This is a genomic window from Vibrio hepatarius (genome assembly GCF_001274785.1).
GTDB lineage: Bacteria > Pseudomonadota > Gammaproteobacteria > Enterobacterales > Vibrionaceae > Vibrio > Vibrio hepatarius.
On sequence record NZ_LHPI01000013.1, the window covers coordinates 101,857 to 123,252 of the forward strand.

At 43.2% G+C, this 21,396-nt stretch carries 19 protein-coding genes; 5 read left to right on the plus strand and 14 right to left on the minus strand.

Features of this window, described 5'->3' with window-relative positions; genetic code table 11:
* Positions 1–16 precede the first annotated feature (16 nt).
* The 11 genes from AKJ31_RS14585 to AKJ31_RS14635 all read right to left on the minus strand — a co-directional run bounded on the left by AKJ31_RS14585 (position 17) and on the right by AKJ31_RS14635 (position 13,071).
* Positions 17–781 carry a hypothetical protein gene (locus tag AKJ31_RS14585; RefSeq protein ID WP_053409845.1) on the minus strand — a complete coding sequence of 255 codons (765 nt, stop codon included), beginning with the start codon at positions 779–781 and terminating at the stop codon, positions 17–19.
* Between the two features lie 107 nt (positions 782–888).
* Positions 889–2,274: a hypothetical protein gene (locus tag AKJ31_RS14590; protein WP_053409846.1), complete on the minus strand. Its 1,386-nt coding sequence runs from the start codon at positions 2,272–2,274 to the stop codon at positions 889–891.
* Between the two features lie 105 nt (positions 2,275–2,379).
* Entirely contained in the window at positions 2,380–2,601 is a 222-nt protein-coding gene (locus AKJ31_RS14595; protein ID WP_017190476.1) for a hypothetical protein, read from the minus strand.
* 20 nt (positions 2,602–2,621) lie between these two features.
* Positions 2,622–3,206: a hypothetical protein gene (locus AKJ31_RS14600; protein ID WP_053409847.1), complete on the minus strand. Its 585-nt coding sequence runs from the start codon at positions 3,204–3,206 to the stop codon at positions 2,622–2,624.
* Positions 3,207–3,334: 128 nt separating this feature from the next.
* Positions 3,335–5,179: a ParB/RepB/Spo0J family partition protein gene (locus tag AKJ31_RS14605; RefSeq protein WP_053409848.1), complete on the minus strand. Its 1,845-nt coding sequence runs from the start codon at positions 5,177–5,179 to the stop codon at positions 3,335–3,337.
* Positions 5,180–5,426: 247 nt separating this feature from the next.
* A complete protein-coding gene (locus AKJ31_RS14610) occupies positions 5,427–5,861 on the minus strand; it encodes a hypothetical protein (RefSeq protein WP_053409849.1) in 435 nt (144 codons plus the stop codon).
* Positions 5,862–6,190: 329 nt separating this feature from the next.
* The gene (locus AKJ31_RS14615) at positions 6,191–6,592 is read right to left on the minus strand and encodes a hypothetical protein (protein ID WP_053409850.1); all 402 of its coding nucleotides are present in this window, start codon (positions 6,590–6,592) and stop codon (positions 6,191–6,193) included.
* 20 nt (positions 6,593–6,612) lie between these two features.
* Complete coding sequence (locus AKJ31_RS14620; RefSeq protein WP_053409851.1) at positions 6,613–7,239, minus strand: phage repressor protein CI; 627 nt, start codon at positions 7,237–7,239, stop codon at positions 6,613–6,615.
* Positions 7,226–7,462 carry a hypothetical protein gene (locus AKJ31_RS14625; protein ID WP_053409852.1) on the minus strand — a complete coding sequence of 79 codons (237 nt, stop codon included), beginning with the start codon at positions 7,460–7,462 and terminating at the stop codon, positions 7,226–7,228. Before AKJ31_RS14625 ends, AKJ31_RS14620 begins: the two co-directional genes overlap by 14 nt.
* Before the next feature lie 10 nt (positions 7,463–7,472).
* Complete coding sequence (locus tag AKJ31_RS14630) at positions 7,473–7,883, minus strand: hypothetical protein (protein ID WP_053409853.1); 411 nt, start codon at positions 7,881–7,883, stop codon at positions 7,473–7,475.
* 115 nt (positions 7,884–7,998) lie between these two features.
* Positions 7,999–13,071: a DEAD/DEAH box helicase family protein gene (locus AKJ31_RS14635; RefSeq protein WP_053409854.1), complete on the minus strand. Its 5,073-nt coding sequence runs from the start codon at positions 13,069–13,071 to the stop codon at positions 7,999–8,001.
* Between the two features lie 718 nt (positions 13,072–13,789).
* Between AKJ31_RS14635 and AKJ31_RS23035 the strand changes: the two genes are divergently transcribed.
* From AKJ31_RS23035 to AKJ31_RS14660, 3 genes are all read left to right on the plus strand, one after another.
* Positions 13,790–13,960: a hypothetical protein gene (locus AKJ31_RS23035; RefSeq protein WP_157052368.1), complete on the plus strand. Its 171-nt coding sequence runs from the start codon at positions 13,790–13,792 to the stop codon at positions 13,958–13,960.
* 350 nt (positions 13,961–14,310) lie between these two features.
* Complete coding sequence (locus AKJ31_RS14655; RefSeq protein WP_053409858.1) at positions 14,311–14,703, plus strand: phage protein NinX family protein; 393 nt, start codon at positions 14,311–14,313, stop codon at positions 14,701–14,703.
* A gap of 42 nt (positions 14,704–14,745) precedes the next feature.
* The gene (locus tag AKJ31_RS14660) at positions 14,746–15,729 is read left to right on the plus strand and encodes a hypothetical protein (protein WP_053409859.1); all 984 of its coding nucleotides are present in this window, start codon (positions 14,746–14,748) and stop codon (positions 15,727–15,729) included.
* Between the two features lie 316 nt (positions 15,730–16,045).
* On the opposite strand, the gene AKJ31_RS14665 is transcribed toward AKJ31_RS14660, so the two are convergent.
* Positions 16,046–16,624 (minus strand): hypothetical protein, encoded by a 579-nt coding sequence (locus tag AKJ31_RS14665; protein WP_053409860.1) that lies wholly within the window; start codon positions 16,622–16,624, stop codon positions 16,046–16,048.
* A 441-nt stretch (positions 16,625–17,065) separates the two neighbouring features.
* On the opposite strand from AKJ31_RS14665, the gene AKJ31_RS14670 reads away from it, so the two are divergent.
* Positions 17,066–17,551, plus strand: coding sequence for a hypothetical protein (locus AKJ31_RS14670; protein WP_053409861.1), 486 nt, complete (start codon positions 17,066–17,068; stop codon positions 17,549–17,551).
* Positions 17,551–17,859 carry a hypothetical protein gene (locus AKJ31_RS14675; protein ID WP_053409862.1) on the plus strand — a complete coding sequence of 103 codons (309 nt, stop codon included), beginning with the start codon at positions 17,551–17,553 and terminating at the stop codon, positions 17,857–17,859. The genes AKJ31_RS14670 and AKJ31_RS14675 overlap by 1 nt, the downstream gene beginning before the upstream one ends.
* Positions 17,860–17,958: 99 nt before the next feature.
* On the opposite strand, the gene AKJ31_RS14680 is transcribed toward AKJ31_RS14675, so the two are convergent.
* A complete protein-coding gene (locus AKJ31_RS14680) occupies positions 17,959–18,825 on the minus strand; it encodes a hypothetical protein (protein WP_053409863.1) in 867 nt (288 codons plus the stop codon).
* Between the two features lie 18 nt (positions 18,826–18,843).
* Positions 18,844–21,240, minus strand: a complete 2,397-nt coding sequence (locus tag AKJ31_RS14685; RefSeq protein ID WP_053409864.1) for an Ig-like domain-containing protein — start codon at positions 21,238–21,240, stop codon at positions 18,844–18,846.
* Positions 21,241–21,396: the final 156 nt, after the last annotated feature.

A 21,396-nucleotide genomic window follows, 5' to 3' on the forward strand; every position in this document is an offset into this window, starting at 1 on the left:
ATCTGTTCCCTTAGTCTTATAGTTCTTCTAGTACTTTGCTTAGTTTCTCGTATGGATAAAGCTCATTAGCAACATCCACCAGCTCACCTGTTAGGTTTTTACTTTCCCAAAACGCACGTTGGTCGGGGATGTCGTCTGGAAGCTTGATAGCGAGGTTATGCTTAAAACCATCAAATGCACTCATGTACAACGTATCTTGAATTTCTTTGATGTTGCTTGAGCTAAGTTGCTTCGGTAGGGGAGCTGACCCCTGACACAAGTAATGACTATCAAAGACGTTTGCCAGAGGCGCGTAATAAGTCATTGTGTCGAGGGTTGGGCGTTCATCACTTTCTAAGGCAAACACATACAGTGTTTCGCTGTGCTTATTCAGAACAAAGAGCAACGGTGTCCAAGTGACATTACGAAGTGCCTTTGGGTGAGTGCCTGACATTCTGTACCACATCGGGCATTTAGTCGCAGGGGTGTGCCATACAAGCAATCGATCTGATTCTAATAAGACATTTTGAGGGATTAGGGAGTACTTGGCGACTTCCGAGCCTTTAGCTTGTGCTTTGGCTTCTGCTGCCTTTGCTGCATCGTTAGTGTCTTTGATTTTTTCAAGCAGCTTAACCACAGCATCGGTATCAATGATCACGCCACCTTGCATTTGTTCTTCATGGAACTCATGGCGCGTGACCGCGTAACCTCTAGGACTGTCGAAGAACACTAAGCCGAATTCTGGCTTAGGGTCTTTATGTTGGTTATTGATGCTTAAGCGCGGTTCTTTCTGAACTTGCATGGTACTTCTCCACAGTGATTTTGTTGGGTGGTTAGCCCTTGGTTAAATGGGTTGAAGTGGTTAGCCTCAACCGATATTTAAGATGGTATGCTAAGTTTGAAATCGCGCTAGACCGAAGCAAGCAACATCAAGCACTTGTCAGCTAGATGAATGTTTTCGATAGTGCGTAGACCTGTGTCGTTAGCCGATAGGTCAAGGCGAAGTGCGCCACATTCACCGATTGATTGACGGTGCTCGTTTTCTACTTCAAGAGTGTATTTCTCGATGTCGCTACCAGTTGTGATAAAAGCGAAACAATCGATCGGATTATCACTGCCAAGTAACCACGGTGAGTCATATGCTTCATGCCCCAACTCAATGACAGTGCGTAACGCAGTTTTTAGCGCGGCAATACCTTTAACGTCATTTGGATTTAGTGGGTTAGGACGGATTTTATTTACAGTTTCTAACAGTCCCATAGCGTTCATAATGACAGATTGACCGCGATAGAATGGGGTATCTTTCTGATACCATTTCGTTGCTACGGTTGCTTTGTAGTACAAGGCAGCGTTGATAACGTTATGTAAATCAATATATTCATCGTGCGAACCAATAGCTTTGAAAATTAGTGGGTTGATGTCGTTCAACACTTCTTCGATGGAATCTTCATCGCAGCCAGTGATCTTCTGTACTTGTTCAGAAGTCAGGTCAAATACTTTGAAAATTTCAGCGTATGCTTCAAGCGTTCCCTCGGTATCACAATATTCAAGTGCCATCGTTTTAAAGTTCATAAGTGATAGCAGACGCAGGGTTTGAAAATACATTGTGCCGACACTTGGGCTGAATTGGTCTAGGTCGAATGACAACGCTGATACGCGAGAGCAATGCTCAATACGGATGCTTAGGTCATTGAAGCTTTGGTCTAGTTCATCGTAGTCTTCGCCATAGCACTCGTCTTCATCGAGAGTTAAATCAAAACCCCAATTTGATTCGGTCGGAGTAACGTACCAATGGGCAATGTCAGCACGGATAGAAACAGGGGCTTCAAATGCCTTAAAACATGCTTCAATTTTGTATTGCTGATCAGTTAATCCAGTTTGGTAGAAACCAAGTACCTTTTTGCCAAGCTCTTTAGCAGCAGAAACCTGCTTTGTAGTGCCGATAGGAGCTTCTATAAGGTTCTCGATGTCGAACTCGGTCAACATGCCGTGTTTGAGTCCAAACAGCGCGAGAGCTTCCCAAAATGAGGTTTTTTCGATGATGGTATCTTGGTAAACATCTTCGCGTTTATAACCCAAATTATTACGCACACTCTGGCTTAATATAAGCTCTTGCGGCTTAACCGCAGCGTACCAAGGGGCTAATGGCTTAAAGCCACCAGCCGCCTTGCTTGAAGCTTTCTTAACATGCGCTACATTAGCGGTGGAATGTCCTTTAGTTCCATTGATTCCGGTAAGGATGGAGAAAGGTGTTTGATTTTGTGAACCACTGAATTCAACTGATGTATTACGCATGATTTTTCTTCCAATTCAACTTCTTCGACAGAATGATTAGCCATGTTGGTGGCGCACTTATCGCGCCACTGGTTTAACTTCTCTTTGATATTGTCTGCCATGTGCTTAACCGTTTGTTTTCACTGGTGGCGGAACAACAGGTAAAACCATACAACCATTCTCTAATCGCGCATCTTCCTCGTAGATTTCAGTCCAACGTAATTGAGGAAAGTGCTGTGCCAAAAGTCGTTTATTGTCTTGGATTGAACCAAAAGGGTTTGGGAAATCAATCAGTGTATTGCCTAACTTGAATTGCCATTTCAATTCTGGTGTTGCTGTATTACTCATATCTCGGATACCCCTAAACCTTAAAGTGCGCCATTCTGGAAGAAATCAAAGTTGTCGCTCTCAAGTGACATACCCTCGTCATCAGCCTCTACCGCTTCTGGCGCATCTTGAGTTGCAACTGCATCAGTTGGTGCGGTTTCTACCTTATCGGCTTTCTCTGGAGCTTTTGGCGCGGTTTCAGTGGTGTTTTTAGTTTCTACTGCATCTGGTTTTTCAGTTTTTGCAGCATTCTTTTTGTTACTTGCTTTTTTAACCGTAGTTTTAGGGGTAGTTGTAACGGCTTGAGTTGAAGCCTTAGCAGCCGCAGCGTTAGTTTTTACGCCTTTCAGTTGAAGTGAAGCAGGAGCAAAGCCCTCACCAAATTCTGCAAGCTGTTCATCAAAGACCGCATCAACATCTTCTATCTTGCCTAAAACACGCATAGGCGTGGCTAGAGCTGAACGTAGTGTCATCTGTTTGTCGTCTTCAACCTTTGGAAGACAAGCAGCGTTAGAGGTTGGAATATTAACGATGATTACTGCATCTTCGTTATTAGTGTCAATTGTGATGATTGCGCGAGTTTGACCGGCAGCTTTAACTAATTCACATACGTTTTTTAAATTCATTTTGATAATCCACAGTGTTATTGAGAGTAGGGAGTGGTTAGTTCCCGTTGGTTATGTAATTCATACTGAGCGAGTTTCCGCATCGCGCAATAGGGTAAGTTTGGGGAGTGTTGCCACTCCCCGAATGGTTAACGAACTAAGGCAAGGTAGTCAGAGGGTGCGAAGTGTGACCAATCGAATTTGAAGCCCATAACACCGCTAACGATGTCATCCTTACGGTTTTTGAATAACAGAGAGAATGACGCTTCACCGTTGGCAGCTTCATAAGCCTTATCGAATCCTGCCTCAACACACATTTGGTTAATTTGCGCGATGTTATACATGCCAAGGCGTTCTTTACTTGGTTTCCATGCTTCGATTGCGATGCTCTGACCTTTAGGGTTCTTGCCGAGAACATTAATCATCAAATCAGTGTTGGAATTCTTATCTCCAACGGTTGCATGGTGAATGACCGCCTCTGCCATGTATTCTTGGATTTGTTGTAGGCTCAGATCCATAAATGCAAGCACACGGTCATTAAAGCGAGGCCAACGGTTCTTTTTAATCGCGTCAACAGGTGGCTCGTAACCGCTAACGTCACACAAGGCGGCTAGGGCAGTAGCCATACGAAATTGTGGGTCGGTAATTGCAACGCTTGCACTGGTTGCACGTAGAGACTTACGGTAATCCTCTAACACGGCTGCAGATGTTTTACGCTGAACTGGAGCGGTAGTAACGACAACTTCTTCTTGCTCAACGGTGACTTTCTTTTCTTCTGTCGGTTGGTCAGCCACATCAACATTTGAAGATTCTGCCTGTTGTTCCTGGGCGGCAACTTTCTCTTTCTCTTTAGCTTCACGCGCTTCTTTCTGCTTACGTGCTTTCTCTGCCTTTGCTTCTTTCAAAGCACTTACACATGAATTGAAACAATCAGTATCAATACACTGATCTTGAGTGTATTCACCCCATTTCATCGGGCGGTCATCGACTACAGTGCATTTGCTTTCACAACCCATGCATCCGCTAGTGAATTGCTTCTTACCTACCACTTCCTCAGTCACTGTGCGGCGGTCAGATTCTGGTTTGGCTTCCCAAGCAATGACACGACCATACTTTTCTTCCAGTTCAGCTGTGCGCTCGTTGTGTACCCATGCCTGAGCCTTTTCAATAAAGCATGAGGCTTTACTACATTTCGCATCGGTATCGCCATTGCCAAGTAGGTCTAGCTGTTCCCCTGTGTTGTGGATACAGCTGTCACATGCTTTGGTGTCGAAAGGAGCCTTAGCTAATGGGATCTGGCGCTGAGAGGCGCGTAGTTTCAGATTTTTAACTGTGTATTCGGTAGGGTTAGCCAGAATTGCAGCAAGTGTTTTCTCCTGCGTTTCAGCATCAAATGTACTCAGGATCAGTGCGTGACCGAGAGTAAATTTGTTAGTTGGATCAGCTAGGTGGTCCAAAACGTTATCAGTAAGGCGTTTTAGTTGCAGACGTTCGCGGAATGTCTTTTCTGACAGGCCTAGAGCCACAGCAGCCGTAGCGTAATCACCATCATGGTAAGACAGGTAGTTTTGGGCCAGATCAGCTTCATCAACGATCGTGATATTTTCACGGTCGTGGTTTTCAGCAAACATCACCGCCAGTGCTTCACGGTCTGAATATTGGTTTACTACAACTGGCACAGATTCAAGGTCAAAACGTAGTGACATGTCGCGGCGACCATAACCGGCGCACAGCTCTAAGCGGTGTGGGTTATCAACATGAGGACGAACAGACAGGGACTGAATAACACCGTTAGTACGGATACTCTCTGCGAAGTCATCGCTTCGCTCTTTCTTACGGCGTTTGTTGCCTCCAATGGTCAAGTCATCGATCAGCTTTGGTGATACACGTATAGGCGTACCAGATTCTAAAGCGGTGAAGTCGAACTCTTGGCCCTCACGGATAACAACAGGAAGGTATAGCTGTTCAGTTTGTTTTACTTGCTCGGTTTGCATGATGATAATTCCACATAATTGAGTTGTAAGAGTGGTTAGCTCTTTTGGTTACTTCCCAATTCTCTGATTCTTTCCGTAACGCGCAAGTAGCGATTTAAAGGAAAAATATCGAAGGGGATATCTCTATATTTTTCAAAGTTATAGCTTGAATGAAGTGTTTTAGGGGGGGGAGGAATAGATTGAATTTTAGATATTAAAAAAGCGGGTAACCCCGCTTTTTAGTAAGTTTAGTGATAGTGAGTTATTTTTAATCATTTTGAATTTCACATCCATTATTAGGGTCTTTGAAGTCTGCAATTGACCCTGAATTAACAAAGAACATCTTCTTATCCTTTTCGCATATTACGAAGTTCAAATCTGTCGTTTTCGTAATATGTTTAGCGATGCCAATTGCTCTATCAACCCAGTTCGAGTTCTCTTTAAGCACGCTATTAATCGCCATTATGTTTATACGGTCAGGCCTAATCTGATTTCGTTCAACACCATTGACCTCTGTATATTCCTTAGTATAAGTCCAGCCTGTATCTTCGAGTGTAATTAGCATTGCGTCATCAATAGTTCTTGTAAACGAAATGAGGCAAACATAAAACACCAAAAACAAAAACAGATTAACCTTAACAAAAAAGAAAGCGATTCCTCTTGATTTCACTATTTCCTTTAAGCAAATTTTTAGATACTTCACTATAGATTCCTATTTATCCGTTTACGTATTTTCTTATTCATGGCGTATTAACGAAGATGTGTCTTTTCCTTCCTAATACACCAACTTACTTTTTATAAAATAATTCACATATGTTAATAATATTTAAAGTATTATTATTTACTGACTCCAATTTTAACTACCCAAAAATATCAAGACTTAAATACCAGAAACCACTCCAAATAGATAATGAGTTAGATATTCGTGTGTTGCGTCTAACCAATAGAGTGAGCATTGTATAGACCATCCGAAATTCTACAATTTGCAAGTTATAGCCTATCTGGTTGAATGAAGGTTTTGTGCTCATACCATTATTGTGATTCGGTCATGTTCCACTTGGTCAGAGCTTTGCCAATAGCAACGATCATGTCTCCTGACAATTGCTCGGTACGTTTGGGGAACCAAGTATATTCATCACCATCGAGTGTCGCAAATACCCCAAAATTGACGTTATTGATTTCTACTTGTACCAGACCCTGACGATCTTCATTTAAGCTAACTTCAACGGATGCGGTGTCATCCTCTGGTAACATGTCGTCTGTCAGTGAACTTAATGCCACCAATTCGTCACGATATTCTTGACCAACCTGGATCAAACTGCCTTCAAATTGTCGACCTGAAATGATGAACTGGCGGTCAAAGTACTGTCCTACAACTGGTGACCAATAGACTGCGTTGTCGGGCGCGTTTGCCAGAATTTCTTGTGCATTCATGTGGTGAATCCTTCTAATAATTATCGTTTGTTCATTGCCATTTTGACTTTGCCGGCAATCAACAGATCAGCTAAGTTCAAATCGCGGTTACTTGTTGAAAATTGGACTTCAACTTTTTTGTTCGGTAATCGTTGAAGCTCGTAAATACCGAACGCACCATCTATAGCTACAAGGTATCGCCCTGAACTTGGTAATGACTCTTGACGGTCGATAAACAGGGTTTCATCATCATGGTCAACGATAGTGAGATGTTCACGGTTTAGCCCGAAGAAATCTAATGTTCCTTTACCTAATATCATTGTTCTACAGACAGATAATTCGCCATTTTGAATCATGTGAACAACATTGCTTTCTGGCTGTTCATTACTTACAGGAAGGTTGGCAGCTTGCTTCCCGTTAGGGAATGGTTCGCCTATACCAAACGCAAGATATTGGATAGATGCACCAGTTAATAGGTGAACAAGGATCATTGCCTCATGGTTAATTCTGTTTTTCTGCTTCCACGTGGCGATTGTAGATTTCGGTTTACCTAAGATTATTGCTAACTCACCATCTCTTTTTTCACCAGTGGCGACTTTCAATCGGTTTATAAACGCTTTAGCGTCTCCGTAATCTGGCATTGGGACAGTTGGGCTATCGGCTTTCATCGCCACCTCGCAATGCAGTTTTTACCGCGTCTTGGTTAATCTTCTCGCCGCAATTCATACAGTATTTGGCAAACTTGAATTCTGGCGGTGGTGTTACAACGTGGGTTCTGTTCTTCTCGTTGAAATCTTCAACCTGGGCTGTCCACTCACGGTACTGTGTCGCAACATCGCCAAGTACTATGAACTTACCGCCCACAGAGGCAACTACGTGACTACATTCCATTATCGGTACCTCAAATGCCGTACTGAGCGACAAGCTTTTGTGATGACCCTTGATAGATGCGGTCGAGTTCCCCTTGTGCGCTTAAGCCACTCTCGATGATAGAGGTCTTGATTTCGGCCTTACACACACAAGCAACGCTTGGTGATTGGTGATGGATGATGTACGCATCCGTTTTACGTGGGTGACCCTTTTGAAGAATATAAGGGGTAGACAACTGCACTTTACGGTTTTCAGTGATCAGACCGATTACCTCTGCATCCTCAATAGAAAACATGTGTTGCTCAATAACCGGCAGTTTATCCACTGAAATACCTGAAACTGGCATGTACTCAGTGACTGGGGTTAGAACAAGCTCGCCATACTCATTGGCATAAGTAATTGGAGCTATAAGGTCAGGTGTTTGTGCTTTTGAATTCGTCATTTGTGTTACGCCTCTAACTAAGATTCTTCAACCTTAAGCGAGAGTAGTAATCGCGCAATACCATTACAGGTAGAGAAAAGGCGTAATAACAAAAATTTGTTACTACGCCATAATTTTAAGCAGCGGCTAGAGTTTCCTCATTTTGTGTCATAAGTTCATGCTTAACCTCGGCTAATCGTTTCTTAGCGTCAATCAGGTTCTGTAGACCGTCAAACTCGCGCCCAATCTGAGACTGTGCCGTTTTCAGGTTAACGCGGATTTCTTCTAAGTAGCTTTCTTGGTTTTTAAGCGTTTTGTCTAAGCCTTTAAGCTGATTAATCACTGAATAAAGGATCGATGTTCCACTTGTTTTAGCGCCACCGGATAGGATAACGGAATACTCGTTATCACCCTCGATATAAACGGCGTGGCTACCGTAATTCACGCCAAACCTAACCGCAAAGCCGCAATAGTACATAACAGGTTTGTAACTGGTTTTATTAGCTTTAGACCAGTGTTGTAACTCAGCTTCTAACAGCTCCGCAGCTGTAGCGAATTTATTAACGTCATAGCCTGACACTACGGCCTCAAACTCACCTTTTGGCAATGCGTTTGCTTCATACTTTGCCATATCGTTTTTAATGTCTTGAATCAATTGTGCTTGCGTCTTCTCACGGCTTAGGTAACGTTTAATACCGTCCTCGTATTGGTGCTGCTGTTGCTGGTGGCGTTTGTGTTGCACCGTCAGTTTAGTGATTTCTTTGGACAATTGAAGATGTTCAAGCACTAGCGGGTTACCTGAGATCTCCGCTTTAATCTCAGCAAACGTGATGCTGTCTGCTGATAGGGCGTTCATTGTACGTAGGTTAGTTTCACCAGCGCGGAATGCTTCAATCCAGTTCGCCTTTGTTTCCAGCGTTTGATATAGGAAGCTATCAAGGCTGTTACGGGTCGCGTAATAAATTACATTAACACCTTCAAAATTAGCTGGGTCGGCTTCATACAGGTGGTTGCCTTGGCGCTCTAATCGACCTGTGCGTTGCTCCATGTCAGACGGTTTGTAGCATGGATCTAAATGGTGCACCGCTACACCTAAGTTGTTGATATTACAACCAGTTCCCATTAACTGAGTGGATGCTAGCACAACGCGTTTTACACCGTTATTGATCTGCAAGTAAAGCTCTGCCTTAGCCTTTGGTGTTTTGTACTCCTGAGCAAAAGCGATCTCATGTTCAGGGATGCCAAGCGCAATTAGCTGTTGCTTAATATCGTCATAGACTGAATAGCTAGATTCAGCCGCCATGATTTGGTCATGACCGATTGTTTCTAATTCTCTCTGTGCTGCTTCGTCGCCAGTGTTCGCATCTTTCATTAGCTGGCGAATTTTGGCGCGTAACTTCTCTTTACCTTTATTCGGAGTCGACAGGTCACAAAAAATTAGTTGTGTGCCTTTTACCGCGTCATATTGACGGTAAATCTCCGCGACTTTGTTTGCACATGCTGTTGCTTTTGAGTTCTCATTTTCGGCTTTGCTCGGGTCAAGTACTCGCAAATCCAGTGACGCGCATCGTGCGTGATACATCAACAGCAACATATTGTCGTTATCGATTGGAGAGCTTTTGAAATCCTTAGCTCTTTCTACTAATGAATCGATGAATTCTTTTTGTTGATCTGATGGGTCTACAAAAATTGTCTGCGGCTTTCCTCCGACTACTGGCGGTATCATGTTATAGCCACCAGCTAATTTAGGTAGGTAGTCGTTAAGCTGTTTCTTAGTAACGGTTTCCGCAATACAGCCATAAATAGCCTGCAGCTCTGGCAAGTTATTGAATGAGCGTAGGCGTGACACTGGTTTGAAGTTGATACCTGTCGCGTCGATCTCAAATTCGCTGCTGGTGGTTGTGTACAAGTCAGCCCATGAATCCAACCAGTGTAAATTAGCTTGTTTCAGCTCGTCGTAGGCAAGGTATTTCTGAATGCTCCAAAGCTCGATAATGCTATTTGAGATCGGTGTACCAGTACTAAATACAACGCCTGCATGGTCGTTATTTTCGTTTAAGTGACGGATTTTACAAAACATATCCCAAGCGCGCTGGCTACCGTCAGGGTTACCAATGCCGCGAACATTTGACAGTGCAACCGTCGAGAATGATAAATTTTTATAGCTGTGCGCTTCATCCGCAAGAATTGAATCAAAACCCAGTTCAGCGAAGTCTAAATACTCGTCTTTCGCTTCACGGTTGGTCAGTGATTCCAGTTTGAATTCAAGGTTTTTCAGTTTGGTTTCAAGCTTCTTAACAGAGAAACGAGCGCTTAGAACTTCGATAGCGCGGCGAGTCTCCCAAATTTCATCATGGATGATCTGAGATTCGGCTTCTTTCGGTAATGCAATAGCTTTAAAGGTCGACTCAGGGATCAGTACAATCTTTGCACCTGTCTTGATTCGGTTAAGTGTCTCGCGGCGCTTTTGTGCGCTCATATCTTCCGGTGATAGTACCAGTAGCTTTTCAGTAGGGTATAAAGTCAGCCATTCTACAGCGATTGCTTCAACCAAATGGTTAGGTAATACAACAGCTGTACGCTCTTTAAGGCCTAAGCGGTGCCACGTGTTACAAATAGCAGCTAGCGCGTAAGTTTTGCCTGAACCTACCGACATATCCATGAGAAAAGAACCTTGCGCCAGTGCGCGGCGTACACATGTTTTCTGGTGTGCACGTAAAGAAATACTGCTATTCATGTTCGGGAATACAAGCATTTCACCGCTGTATTTAGGTTTCACATAGCGGTTAAATTTCTCGTTATATAAGCTTTCAAGTTCAGCGCGGCGTTTGTCACATGACCAAATCCAATCCTCGAATCGAGTTGTGATTTCTGTAGCTATTGACTCAACTTGAACGGTCGCTTCTCGGTCAATGAACGTACCGTGTGTGTTAGTACGACGTACAATTAGGTCACGGCCTGCCATCATACGAGAAATGATTTTTGTCGCTGGGTAGCCATCGATGCCGAATTGTTGAGTATTGATAACACTCGGCACACCTGTGGCTTTAACGAACCATTGACCTAAAACGTGTTCAGCATCGACACTACAGCTCAACAGTTGGCTAATGAAGTCTTTCACTACGCTAATAGGTAGCCAACCCGCGTTAAGTTCGACATTAATGTCTACAGCTGGGACGTCTGCAGGCTGTATAGCTTTTAGAGCCTCGTAGTTAGGCAGTAACGAAGAGTTACCGTTTACTAAAGCACTGACAACCTCAAACTTGCTCTTTACATCGCCTGATAGGTAGGTTTCTGCAAATTCATATTGGCCGTTTTTCGGGTCTAGAAAGATTAGGTTACCTACGAGTTCACGTTTAGTCTGCTCGATTGATTGACCGCAAAGCGCAGCAATACGCGGAATATCAATAGTGTGGCTGTCATTCCAACACACCCACAATGCGTCAGTGCTGTTGTCTGCAGAAGTAGGCGCAACCCACGGCTTGATGATACGACGGCTAAAAATCTCTGCTTTGTCGGCGTGAGGTTTTTCTGCTGGTACGTTTAGGCGTTTAGCTTGCTCACGAGTAACACCGCGATTGAAATTAGACTCAAGGCTAGCCAGATTTGCATAGAAAGGGTCTTTACCGAAAGCGCGGCGGTTGGCGCTTTCCTGAATGAAGCCGTGTTGACGAACAAAGGCATCGTAACGGTCGTTCAGTTCTTGACGGGCTGTTTCAATAGCCAGTTCGTGACCATCTGTGCGCTCTAGCTCAAGTAACTGAGCCATAGACTGTTTAACTGCAATCATAGAAGCGATACGGGCAGCGCGTTTGCCTGTGATCTCCTGACATACGTCAAACGTCATGTTTCCGTGTTCGTCGTCCTGCTTTCGAATCGCTACTTTGTCATCTTCGGTTAGCGCAAAGCCGCCAAAGTCGATATAGGCATTGTCTGAGACTAGGCCAGCCATAGGCGCTAAGAATTCGTCATCATCACTTTCTGAGGTCTGAGTCGATTCAAAGTAAATATCTTTCGGGAAATGAGCGGCAAAAGCTCTCTGAACATCAGCTACGATGTCTTTTGAATCTGACATGCATTGGATCTGTTTACCTTGAATGCCTGGCTGTACTTCCATGACACCGAGAATTGCATCTGGATTTGCAACGTAGTGGTTGTTTAGGTAGTACGATTCGCCTGTAGGTAAAGTTTGTTCGAAAGCATGAACCCAATCAGCCGTCGCCGCAGTTGCAGTGTTAGAACGTTGCAGTAATAGGACGTCAACCGAAGCGTTAGCGCCGCTGTGCTCTTGAAACACACTTTTAGGTAGTCGTATAGCACCGCGCAGCTCGGCAAGGTTAGCGACGATTTCTCGAGCCTTAGTGCTCTTGGAGTCAAGGAACGAGGTAGACACGATAGCGACCATAAGGCCACCCATGCGTAAGATTTTTGCACCTTTAGCCATAAAATAGTTGTGCAGAGTCATACCGTTAAGCTGCGAATCCAGCTTATCAATCACTTTTGCACTGCCAAAAGGTGGGTTCTGGATTACTAGATCTTGATTAGCTTTGATGTTCAGTTCTTCAAAACCCTTATTACCATATACGGTTGCATTCGGGTAAAGGTGTTCTAGTGCCTCTGCAGTCACGCTATCAAGCTCACACAGCGTAACTTTGGAGTTTTCAAACATATCGGCAGACATAGGAGCTATAAGGCCACCCATACCAGCTGCAGGATCGCAAATTCGGCCACCAGCATTAAAGCCGGCATTAGCTAACATCGTGTAGATGCCACGCGTCAAATATAGGGGCGTGTAAAATGCCGATAGGGTAGATGTGCGCGCACTGTAGTACTCACTTTCGGTGAGCATGTCTTTTAGTTGCTGGCGCTTTGATTCGGTCTTTGTGTTCTTCTCGTCAAAGATAGAACTCAGAGCGCCCCAACCAACGTATTTGGCTAGCTTCTCTTGCTCTAAGCGAGTAGCACTGCTGTTACGACCACGGAGAGCTTTAAGGACACGTATAGCCGTTACATTAGCTTTAAATCGCTGCGCGTCTGTCGATGCTACATTCAGAGCGTTTGATATAAGGAAATCACGGGCAGCCGCCATTATAAGATCACGTTTTTTTGTATTGTTGTGCTTTTCGGTAAATGTCTGCAATTCTTGGTTGGTACCGAAGAATAGGCCCATTTGACCAGATTCATAAGTGATAGTTTGAACGTCTGACATGATCTGTTGCCCTTAATATGTTGCTTGTCTGAAAGTTACCTTTCTATAAAAACATCGATCATCATTCCCGCAAGTAGTAGAGCTCTACTACTACATTTTCAAAATTAGAAGTTTTTAAAATCTATTCAGATGATAAAATGACACCATTAATCGGAACGCATAATCACCAATAAGGCAGCAACTTAAGGTATGGCAACTACAGAGAGCGTTAGAGAATTAGAGTTCCTGTTTAGCGATGATAAGCAGGGCGCTTTGGCTCAAACCCCATTTGGACAGTATGAGGTTTTCATGGGGCAGTCCGGTTCTTGGTGTGCAGAGTTTCAGTTTGGTAATGCTTGCAGAGTCCTATCTAGGAAGCTCGGTGTGACTTGTGAGCAGGCAGTATTGATGTGCCAAGAAGATTTCAAAACACGGGTGCATGCCTGTCTAACAGAAAATGAAAAGTAGAGATTGAATGAGTTATAGAGTTGCACATAAAAGAAAGGTAAACGCTAAGAAATTCGGTAGAGTTCTAGTCCGTTATTCAATGGCAATAGCTGGTACTCCTTTCACTTTCCCAGTAAAGCCCGGGACTGGGAAGAATATAATCCATCAATATGTCGTCGGGGTTGCTTCTCAGTCTGGTCGCGGCAGATCTATTATTTCAATGATGCAAGAACTAGATAAAAAAGACGGTGGTAACCGACTTCAAACTTTTTTGAATTGAAATGGGTAATTGATGAAAAAGATAGTAAGTTTTCTAGCAAGTATTTCATTTGGCCTTGCGGTATCAATGCCATTTTTCTTCAATTATGTGCCTGCGTATGTACTGGCTATCATGGTAGGGCTTCCTTGGGTTGCATTCATACTGCAGTTGCGTGACAAGGAGAAAACTAAGGTTGTTGACTGACGCGAAAGAATGGTTTTTTCTATTGTACGAAGGTAAGCAGACAGATGAAATCCTTCATTTGGGAGCGTTGCAATTTATTCATTGGGTAAACGCCTTAAGCTTTAATGAGAGATTCGTTTTCTCTATCTTGACTATGCTGATTTTAACTGCCGGGTGTAAGTTGATTTTGAGGCTTGTTCGTCAACTACTTAACGTTGGACGCTAGTGTCAAAGATTATAAACTCCGAAAAAAGAATCTGAACCTGGATAGAGAGGGCGATAACGCTGTTGCGCGATCGGAGGCTTGAATTAACCTAAATTACATTGAAGTGATAGTGATGGTCGCTATCCAGTCGTAGTAAGGAAGATTCATGTCTCGCGTTAACGTTTCAACTTTAGAAGGTGCTGTTCTTGATTGGGCGGTAGCGAAATGCCAAAACCTTCCAATTAAGTATGACCCTATGGGCTTTGGTTCTGGCTCAGAGGCTGGGTTTTGGGTATGGGATGATGACCCTAAAGGTTATATTACAAAAATCGGTCGTGGCTACAGTCCTTCCACTAACTGGCAGTTGGGCGGTCCAATCGCTGATGCACAAAACATTAGCCTCATTTCTCCAAGTGATGGCTCAACAACCTGCTCGGCGTATGTGAAGGGCGGTGAATGTACACAAAACGGAAATACGTTATTAATTGCTGCTATGCGCGCTTACGTATGTAGTGTGCTTGGCGAAGAAATTGATCTACCAGAGAAAGCTTTCCATTAAAGCCTCTGTAGACCATACACAGTAAGACTTAGGTAAACACGAATGCAGTCAACCGCAGAATTTCGAAACATTACAAAACTTCCCAAAGGTGAGGGGTTTCAACTGAAATTCAAAGCTAATGGAGAAGAGTTCCAACCATACGCAGCGAACATCAGTGAAGCTATATCAAAACGTAATGACTACTATCTGGATAACAATTACCGCCCAGCCAGACTGTTCAAGAAATTCTATACCTTGGACTGTCTAGCGCCCAATGTTGGTATAGAAACCAAATCTGGTAACCCATTTCATCGCTGGCAGGTTCATTCACGAACCCTTGAAACAAGCACATATAGCCCGAAGTCATACAATGACCATGATGCTGCCGTGGAATTTACGACTAAATGGATTGCTTCTCATAACGCAATTGCAGCGGTTTACAATGGCCGTCGTGAAGAAATGTTTTTGCAGTGGATTGAGCAGGAAGCAAAGCACGGGACACCATATATTGATGTCGAATTTGACGCAGAGTTATGGCGCCGTTCAGCTCGGTTACTGTTTGGCACCAACATACCTGAATACTTTGTAGAAGATAATGAGCGCTCTCCAATATGGGTTCCAAACACTCAACACGTTTTTACTGCAAAGGAAATGGGTTACGGAAAGGGCAAAGAATCAAATTTCCGATCAAAGAAGATAGCTACGGGTTTCACAGCTGCAATAGGCAAATTTAATAGTGGGTATGGGGGCTACTTTAGACCTGGTTTTGCAGTCTCAGGCGGAACTACAGGATACAAGTGGAAGTTTTTTCGAATATCCGAACAAAAACCTTTTTTAAAGGCTTATCTTGAAGCGGTAGATTACTACGTGTTTATACACGCGTTAAGCAAGAAAGAAAAAGAACAGTTGTACTCAAAGTGTCCACCTCGAGATATTTTTTATCTCGACTATAAGCGTCGGTATGATCAGGGAGAAGATATTTCAATTATCGAAATTCTTGATATGTTGGATCTGGATGATTTCAATCTCAACAATATCAAACCGTGAGAAGTTACCCTTAAAATATACACTTTAAGAACTCTGGTCGCACGATCCTGCTATCGTAGAACAATATCGATGCCTCTTTGCAGCAACTGCAATACATTCGATACTGAGCACCCGAAGTGTTAATAGTGGCTTCCTTGCTGCTACACTTCGGGCATGCTGATGGCAACTGGATAAATCCATCGCATGCAATGCAAAGACAAGAGTATTTTCCTCTACCTTTTTTATCCCTACCCATAACTTGGCCGACCAAATCTGCCTTGCTGTTACATGACGGGCAGTTGATTAGTGCTTGGTATTGCTGTGTTTGAGTCATAACTTATTTCTTGCTTACCAAAGAAAATGCAAATACGAAAAATGCCAAACTGCCTGCCAGTAAAATACAAATAGAATACGTAATCGATAACGAGAGAAGACCCGAAGCTAGGTGGTCGAGTAAAGATTCCCATGCCTGGTCGGAAATTAAACGAACGCAACCGAGTACGAGCAGTAATAGTAATGCCCCTTTAACAGATCCGCGCAGGTCTGCCGGGGAAGGTGACATATGCAAAGCGATGGCCGCGGTTAAATACATCCAAATGGCAAATTTGCCCGGACTGTCTTGAGCAATCACCCAAAGAACCGAGCTCAGCTTTAGCACTGCGTCAAAAAGGGCCGTTACAAATGTGGTAAATCCTGATGTGTGGCTGAACGGGGCGCTTAACGAGTCAATGACATCAATAACGTTTTCACCGTATGGCAGAAACGAATAGGTTAATATGTAGATCGCCGCAGTACCACCGAACAGGGGAGCTACACCAATAAAAAAGTTGCCGATCTGCTGCCAGAGGTTCGCGGGGTTGTATGAGTGAGTCACGTAGCCTAATGTTCCAGTGCCATCAGGCTTGAATAGCGCCACCTCGTTTATCTTATGGAAAAATGGGAGGCAGATAAGAGCGTGCGATATTTCATGTACAGGGGTACCTACGATCGCGCTAAGGTATATACTTTTCCCTCCAAATTGTCGTGCAGCTAAGCCGCAAGTCAGCCTTTGAAGTAAGTATAGGGTCACAACGAACGCGAGGAATAACCCGGAAGTCGATAGTAGCGTTGTTAGTGTATCGATAAAAAACGATGTGACTGTATTAGGCATTCAGTAAGGTCCGATTGATTCCATTTTAAACGTTCAGTTTTGAAGTCGTGGTATCTTATCAAAATTCGCTTGAGGATATTTTCTTTTTAAGCACACTAAACGACATATTAATAAGCCTTGTACGAGAAATACACAGACATTGCCCGAGAAAAGCGCATCTGGATAGCCGTACAAGCAGACAACTAGCTAATAAGATAAAGGGATGTAATGACCTATCAGACGACATTGAATGAAGACGATATAGAACTAGCCGAGCGTACTGCAGCATCTTTACGACGGATGCAGATCTTTTTTAATGAAAATAATATTGGACCGGAACTTGGCAATGAATTGTTCTCAGCTTTTGTGAAGTTTACGTTTGATGGTAACGCGTCTTTTGGCCACAGTGCGGAAGACTCTTGCAGAATTGAGCGAGAAGACCCGCTACTTAAACAATGGATGGCCGAAGTTCAGCATATCATTGACTATATCCGTCTGCAGAATGCCGGCACTATTTCCAGCATGTATGCACATAAAGAATCTGATCATTCAAACAACCCAATGTTGAAAGGGGCGTTCCTTGATGTCCTGTTGGATGCTGGCACGAAGGACGAAAATCCGGTGGAAGGCACTGTAGCGGTATTGACTTGTTTGTGTGTAAACCACATCAAGAATGCTCAACATGCTCCAGCTGGTGGCCGGGCGTTACACTGATGTCAGAACAAGTACAAATAAAAGTTCAAATGTTAGCAGCTACCTTGAACGAAGTAGCAAATGAACTAATCGCAGAATGTAATTTTGATTGGAGTCTACTTACTGTTGAAGGCAAATCAGTTTGTGGAATGATGGTAAGCAATGCGTATTTGCTCGTAAACGGAGCTAAAAAAACTTTATTGGTTACGCCCGAAATGGGTAATCGTATTCGTGATTGTAGTAATAGCCTCAGCGTTCTCGATGAACGTATAGAATCTTATTTATTTACAGTGAACAGCAATGGTGAGTACGAATTTGAAATGCATTAACATCTGTTGATATAGCTGACGACGTTACTTGTATTCTCCATTCACTAAGGGACTCTCAATGGAGTCCCTTACTATTTCTAATCACTATCAAATTTCGCACTATTCATTGGGCTTGTTGTCACTGAGTGATACAAAGTGAGTTTTGCCGATGTTTGGTATAATGAATGTGTGGTTATACACGTTAAAATTTAAATTCTCTCCAACCATTTCATTAAGCGCTTTTGCTTGCTCGTACTCAGAAGGGTCGACTAATAGCTCAACGTTACCAGTGTCTCTTTTAACCGTAATAACATTTTTTCCCTGACCACGATCGACATCAACATGTAAAAGTTGGCCACTTAAATTGTAAGTGTTCTGGTGCGAAATATAGCTCTCTATCAACTTGTCTGAGTTTAATACAAACACAGCGGTACAAATGAGTGCAATAGCTGTCTTGTTTGGGCAGTATCGTCTAAACCCCTTTTCTTTGTTAAATATCACCAAGTTGGTTAGAAACGACTTGTTAACCCAAAGAACCGTTGAAATAAGCACCCCAACAATCACGGCAGTAGCGGCCATCAGTAACGATTGGTGCCCAATGAGTTCAATTATGGACAAGTCTTTTTGTAGGATAAAGGAAGCCGCGAAGATGCCATAAATTACTATTGAATGTTTGGTCAGGTTGTTTGTGCTGATTTTGTTTATAGTATTTTTGGCAACATTCAACTTAGAGTTTTTATCATCATCCGATGTAGATTGCACTTTACCTTCACGCTTTGAAATCATGCGTTTATAAAAGATAATTGCGAAATATATAGCTATGAAAAGCGGCGATATTGTTGCGAGGAAAGCTATCCAAAAGAAGAATAGTTTAAGTACTGGCAGGCTGTCCTGTAGTAGCTCACCACTTCCAAAATATACAGGGAGTGTAAGAAATGTCCCTAGTGCTAACCAAGCGTTTCTAGTTTTTCTGAACGTATCATTCATGCAGGTATTTCCTCGGACTTAATCGTATTTACTTGTTAGCTCAGGCACCTCAAGCATAAATGATGCAATGCCTTCTGAATTTGATGATGGATAAATCGGTACATCGAGTTTTCCTCCCAAATCACCCAAGTCTAATGGGATACTTTTTGTTTGACCTGGTGATACCTCAACACCTTCAACCATCAAGCCGAATGGAGCGTCAGAACGGAGTGTAACAAGAGCATCCTGCAAACCGGTTGCTAAGTTTCCAGAGTCAGTACGTAGTTCTGATGATGTGACTCTAGCTAGTGGCTCTCCCTGTCTGTTAAGCAGGTTTTTGCTAATGGCTAATGTCTTCAAATTCTCTAGTTTTATCCAGTTCTCAGGGGTGTATTGAAATCTCGCGGTACCAGTGCCTATGTTGTTATATTCATCTTTAACTCGTACTGTCAGCGTGTAACTTTGTTGTTCCTGCAAAGCAGGGAAAATACGGGGTTGTTCGAGTTTCCATGTGTCTTGGCCAAGGTCAGTAATCGCAAGATAAACTAAATCCTCACTTGGTCCACCTGATAAGCTCGCGTCGAGAATAGTCATGGCTGTGTTGTCTATGGCGCTAACGGTGATGCCGTTAATACCTTGGATCATGTCACCAATAATGGCACCGTTATAAAGCAGCGTAACTGCTGGTGGGGTAGTGTCATTTGTGAAGGATACAACGTCTTTTCTAGCGTAATTGTGGTGCTTCTCCATCACTACTGCTTCAACGTTGTATGAGCCTTCGGGTAAAGTGCTCAAATCAAATTGGTACTTATAGTTAGTGCCATTTTCCTCAGATAATATACGTTTGACAGAGAGTTTCTGACCATTCGATTCTAGATAGGCTTGAGTGATCCGGGTGTTATCAAAGTAATAGCCGCGGTTTGGTTGGTAAGCATAGACCGTAACGATCTTAGTATTCTTATCCCATTCCGTACTAGTGATTTCAGGGTGGTGAGTATCGTTCCAGTGAACACTTGCCCAACCGGGTTGACCATACAAACTACCATCCAAGTTTTTGATTGAAGAACCACTATGCAGGTTGCCGTAGGTGCCTGTATCTAAGAGCTTTGGTGGGTCGTAGGTGATAACACACTCTGTATCCCCAGCCGGCACAGTACATTTCCCCATATGCTCAAATACTTGGTCATAGTCTCTTGGTTCAACTATGATCTTTGCAGCCGTGACAGAAACTGGTAATTCCTCCGTGTACACTTCACGGCCCCAACTGCTCCAACCTATATCGGAATACTGATACTGGTTACCTTTACGAACGGGCTCTTTAGGCGCGGAATCATCAAGCTTTAAATTGTAACTCACACCTTGAATAGACCAAGAACGGCGGTCATGAAATCGCACATAGTTCCCGTTTGTAAAACCATAAGGCCGCGTGAAAACAACATACACATACTGGTCATCGACATCATCGTAGATTGCTGAGTGCCCTACAGGAGTGATACCACCACGAACTAGGTTGGCGTAGTTAGATCTTGGTATCCGATACATAAAAGAAATAGGGTTCTCTTTGACAGTCATTGCCGCAACATAGGGCTCGTAACCTGCTTGGCCACCCATAACATTTGTAGAATCTGGGTCATGGATTGCGAAAAGCTGCGCGTTGCCTCCAACGGTATCAAAATACAGGTCTTGTTCTTTCGAATATGCAATGTTGCCGGCATTATCGACCACTTCAAACTGTAAGCTGTAAACAGTCTCCGCGTTGTCACCACTAGGAAACCACGATGATCCATTGCCTATATAAGCTTGCATGGCTTGAGGGTCAAAACTTGCGGCGGCTTTTTTATAAACCTTTTCGCCAATCCTGGTTATCGCGTTAACTACTGATACGCCAGAGTTTTCATCGGCAATATCGGATACATAATATTTGTTTGTACTGTAATAGCCGGTATACCAAGTGTCTGCAGGCATGTTTATGCCATCTAATCCACCATAACTGGTTGCTTGTGGAGAACCGAGAGTGGGCGCGGTCGTGTCGATAACGATAGGGTAGGTGTTGGTTTGTATTATTTCACCAGATAGATCCTTTATGTCAGCAACGACCGAATAGGCTCCATCATTTGGCGCCGACAAAGTTAAGGTTTTACCGTAATAGTCACGTCCTAGCGCAGTAATCCTGTCATTTACACCTATGACATTGCTTTCCGTAGAGCTAATTGCGTTTCCGCTGCTGTCTTCAATCCTTAAGGACAATTTGCGGTCAAGGCCACCAGATACAGAGAAGGTTATGTCTGTTGTCGGGTTGAAAAACTCATTAGCACTATCTAGCTCAACTAAAGAATTGTTTGTATCAATAAAAGATAAAGACAACACCTCGGCATTAACAATGGCACTAAATAAAGTTAAAGGTATCAATGGCCATATGTACGTTATTTTCTTCACAGATCATCCCTCGAATAATTTCTGCCGATATTCTAGAGACATTAAAAAAATCATATGTTCATTAAGTAGCGGTAACTAGCAGTATTAAAACGACATCATTAGTAATGGTAGTAGTTTAGGGGCATTAGGATGGGTGAACACAAAATTGCTCCTGTT

What these genes read in the sequence shown, in the direction of transcription:
- AKJ31_RS14585 (WP_053409845.1), bottom strand. Translation starts at nt 781, where the DNA reads ATGCAAGTTCAGAAAGAACCGCGCTTAAGCATCAATAACCAACATAAA.
- AKJ31_RS14590 (WP_053409846.1), bottom strand. Translation starts at nt 2,274, where the DNA reads ATGCGTAATACATCAGTTGAATTCAGTGGTTCACAAAATCAAACACCT.
- AKJ31_RS14595 (WP_017190476.1), bottom strand. Translation starts at nt 2,601, where the DNA reads ATGAGTAATACAGCAACACCAGAATTGAAATGGCAATTCAAGTTAGGC.
- AKJ31_RS14600 (WP_053409847.1), bottom strand. Translation starts at nt 3,206, where the DNA reads ATGAATTTAAAAAACGTATGTGAATTAGTTAAAGCTGCCGGTCAAACT.
- AKJ31_RS14605 (WP_053409848.1), bottom strand. Translation starts at nt 5,179, where the DNA reads ATGCAAACCGAGCAAGTAAAACAAACTGAACAGCTATACCTTCCTGTT.
- AKJ31_RS14615 (WP_053409850.1), bottom strand. Translation starts at nt 6,592, where the DNA reads ATGAATGCACAAGAAATTCTGGCAAACGCGCCCGACAACGCAGTCTAT.
- AKJ31_RS14620 (WP_053409851.1), bottom strand. Translation starts at nt 7,239, where the DNA reads ATGAAAGCCGATAGCCCAACTGTCCCAATGCCAGATTACGGAGACGCT.
- AKJ31_RS14625 (WP_053409852.1), bottom strand. Translation starts at nt 7,462, where the DNA reads ATGGAATGTAGTCACGTAGTTGCCTCTGTGGGCGGTAAGTTCATAGTA.
- AKJ31_RS14630 (WP_053409853.1), bottom strand. Translation starts at nt 7,883, where the DNA reads ATGACGAATTCAAAAGCACAAACACCTGACCTTATAGCTCCAATTACT.
- AKJ31_RS14635 (WP_053409854.1), bottom strand. Translation starts at nt 13,071, where the DNA reads ATGTCAGACGTTCAAACTATCACTTATGAATCTGGTCAAATGGGCCTA.
- AKJ31_RS23035 (WP_157052368.1), top strand. Translation starts at nt 13,790, where the DNA reads ATGAAAAAGATAGTAAGTTTTCTAGCAAGTATTTCATTTGGCCTTGCG.
- AKJ31_RS14655 (WP_053409858.1), top strand. Translation starts at nt 14,311, where the DNA reads ATGTCTCGCGTTAACGTTTCAACTTTAGAAGGTGCTGTTCTTGATTGG.
- AKJ31_RS14660 (WP_053409859.1), top strand. Translation starts at nt 14,746, where the DNA reads ATGCAGTCAACCGCAGAATTTCGAAACATTACAAAACTTCCCAAAGGT.
- AKJ31_RS14670 (WP_053409861.1), top strand. Translation starts at nt 17,066, where the DNA reads ATGACCTATCAGACGACATTGAATGAAGACGATATAGAACTAGCCGAG.
- AKJ31_RS14675 (WP_053409862.1), top strand. Translation starts at nt 17,551, where the DNA reads ATGTCAGAACAAGTACAAATAAAAGTTCAAATGTTAGCAGCTACCTTG.
- AKJ31_RS14680 (WP_053409863.1), bottom strand. Translation starts at nt 18,825, where the DNA reads ATGAATGATACGTTCAGAAAAACTAGAAACGCTTGGTTAGCACTAGGG.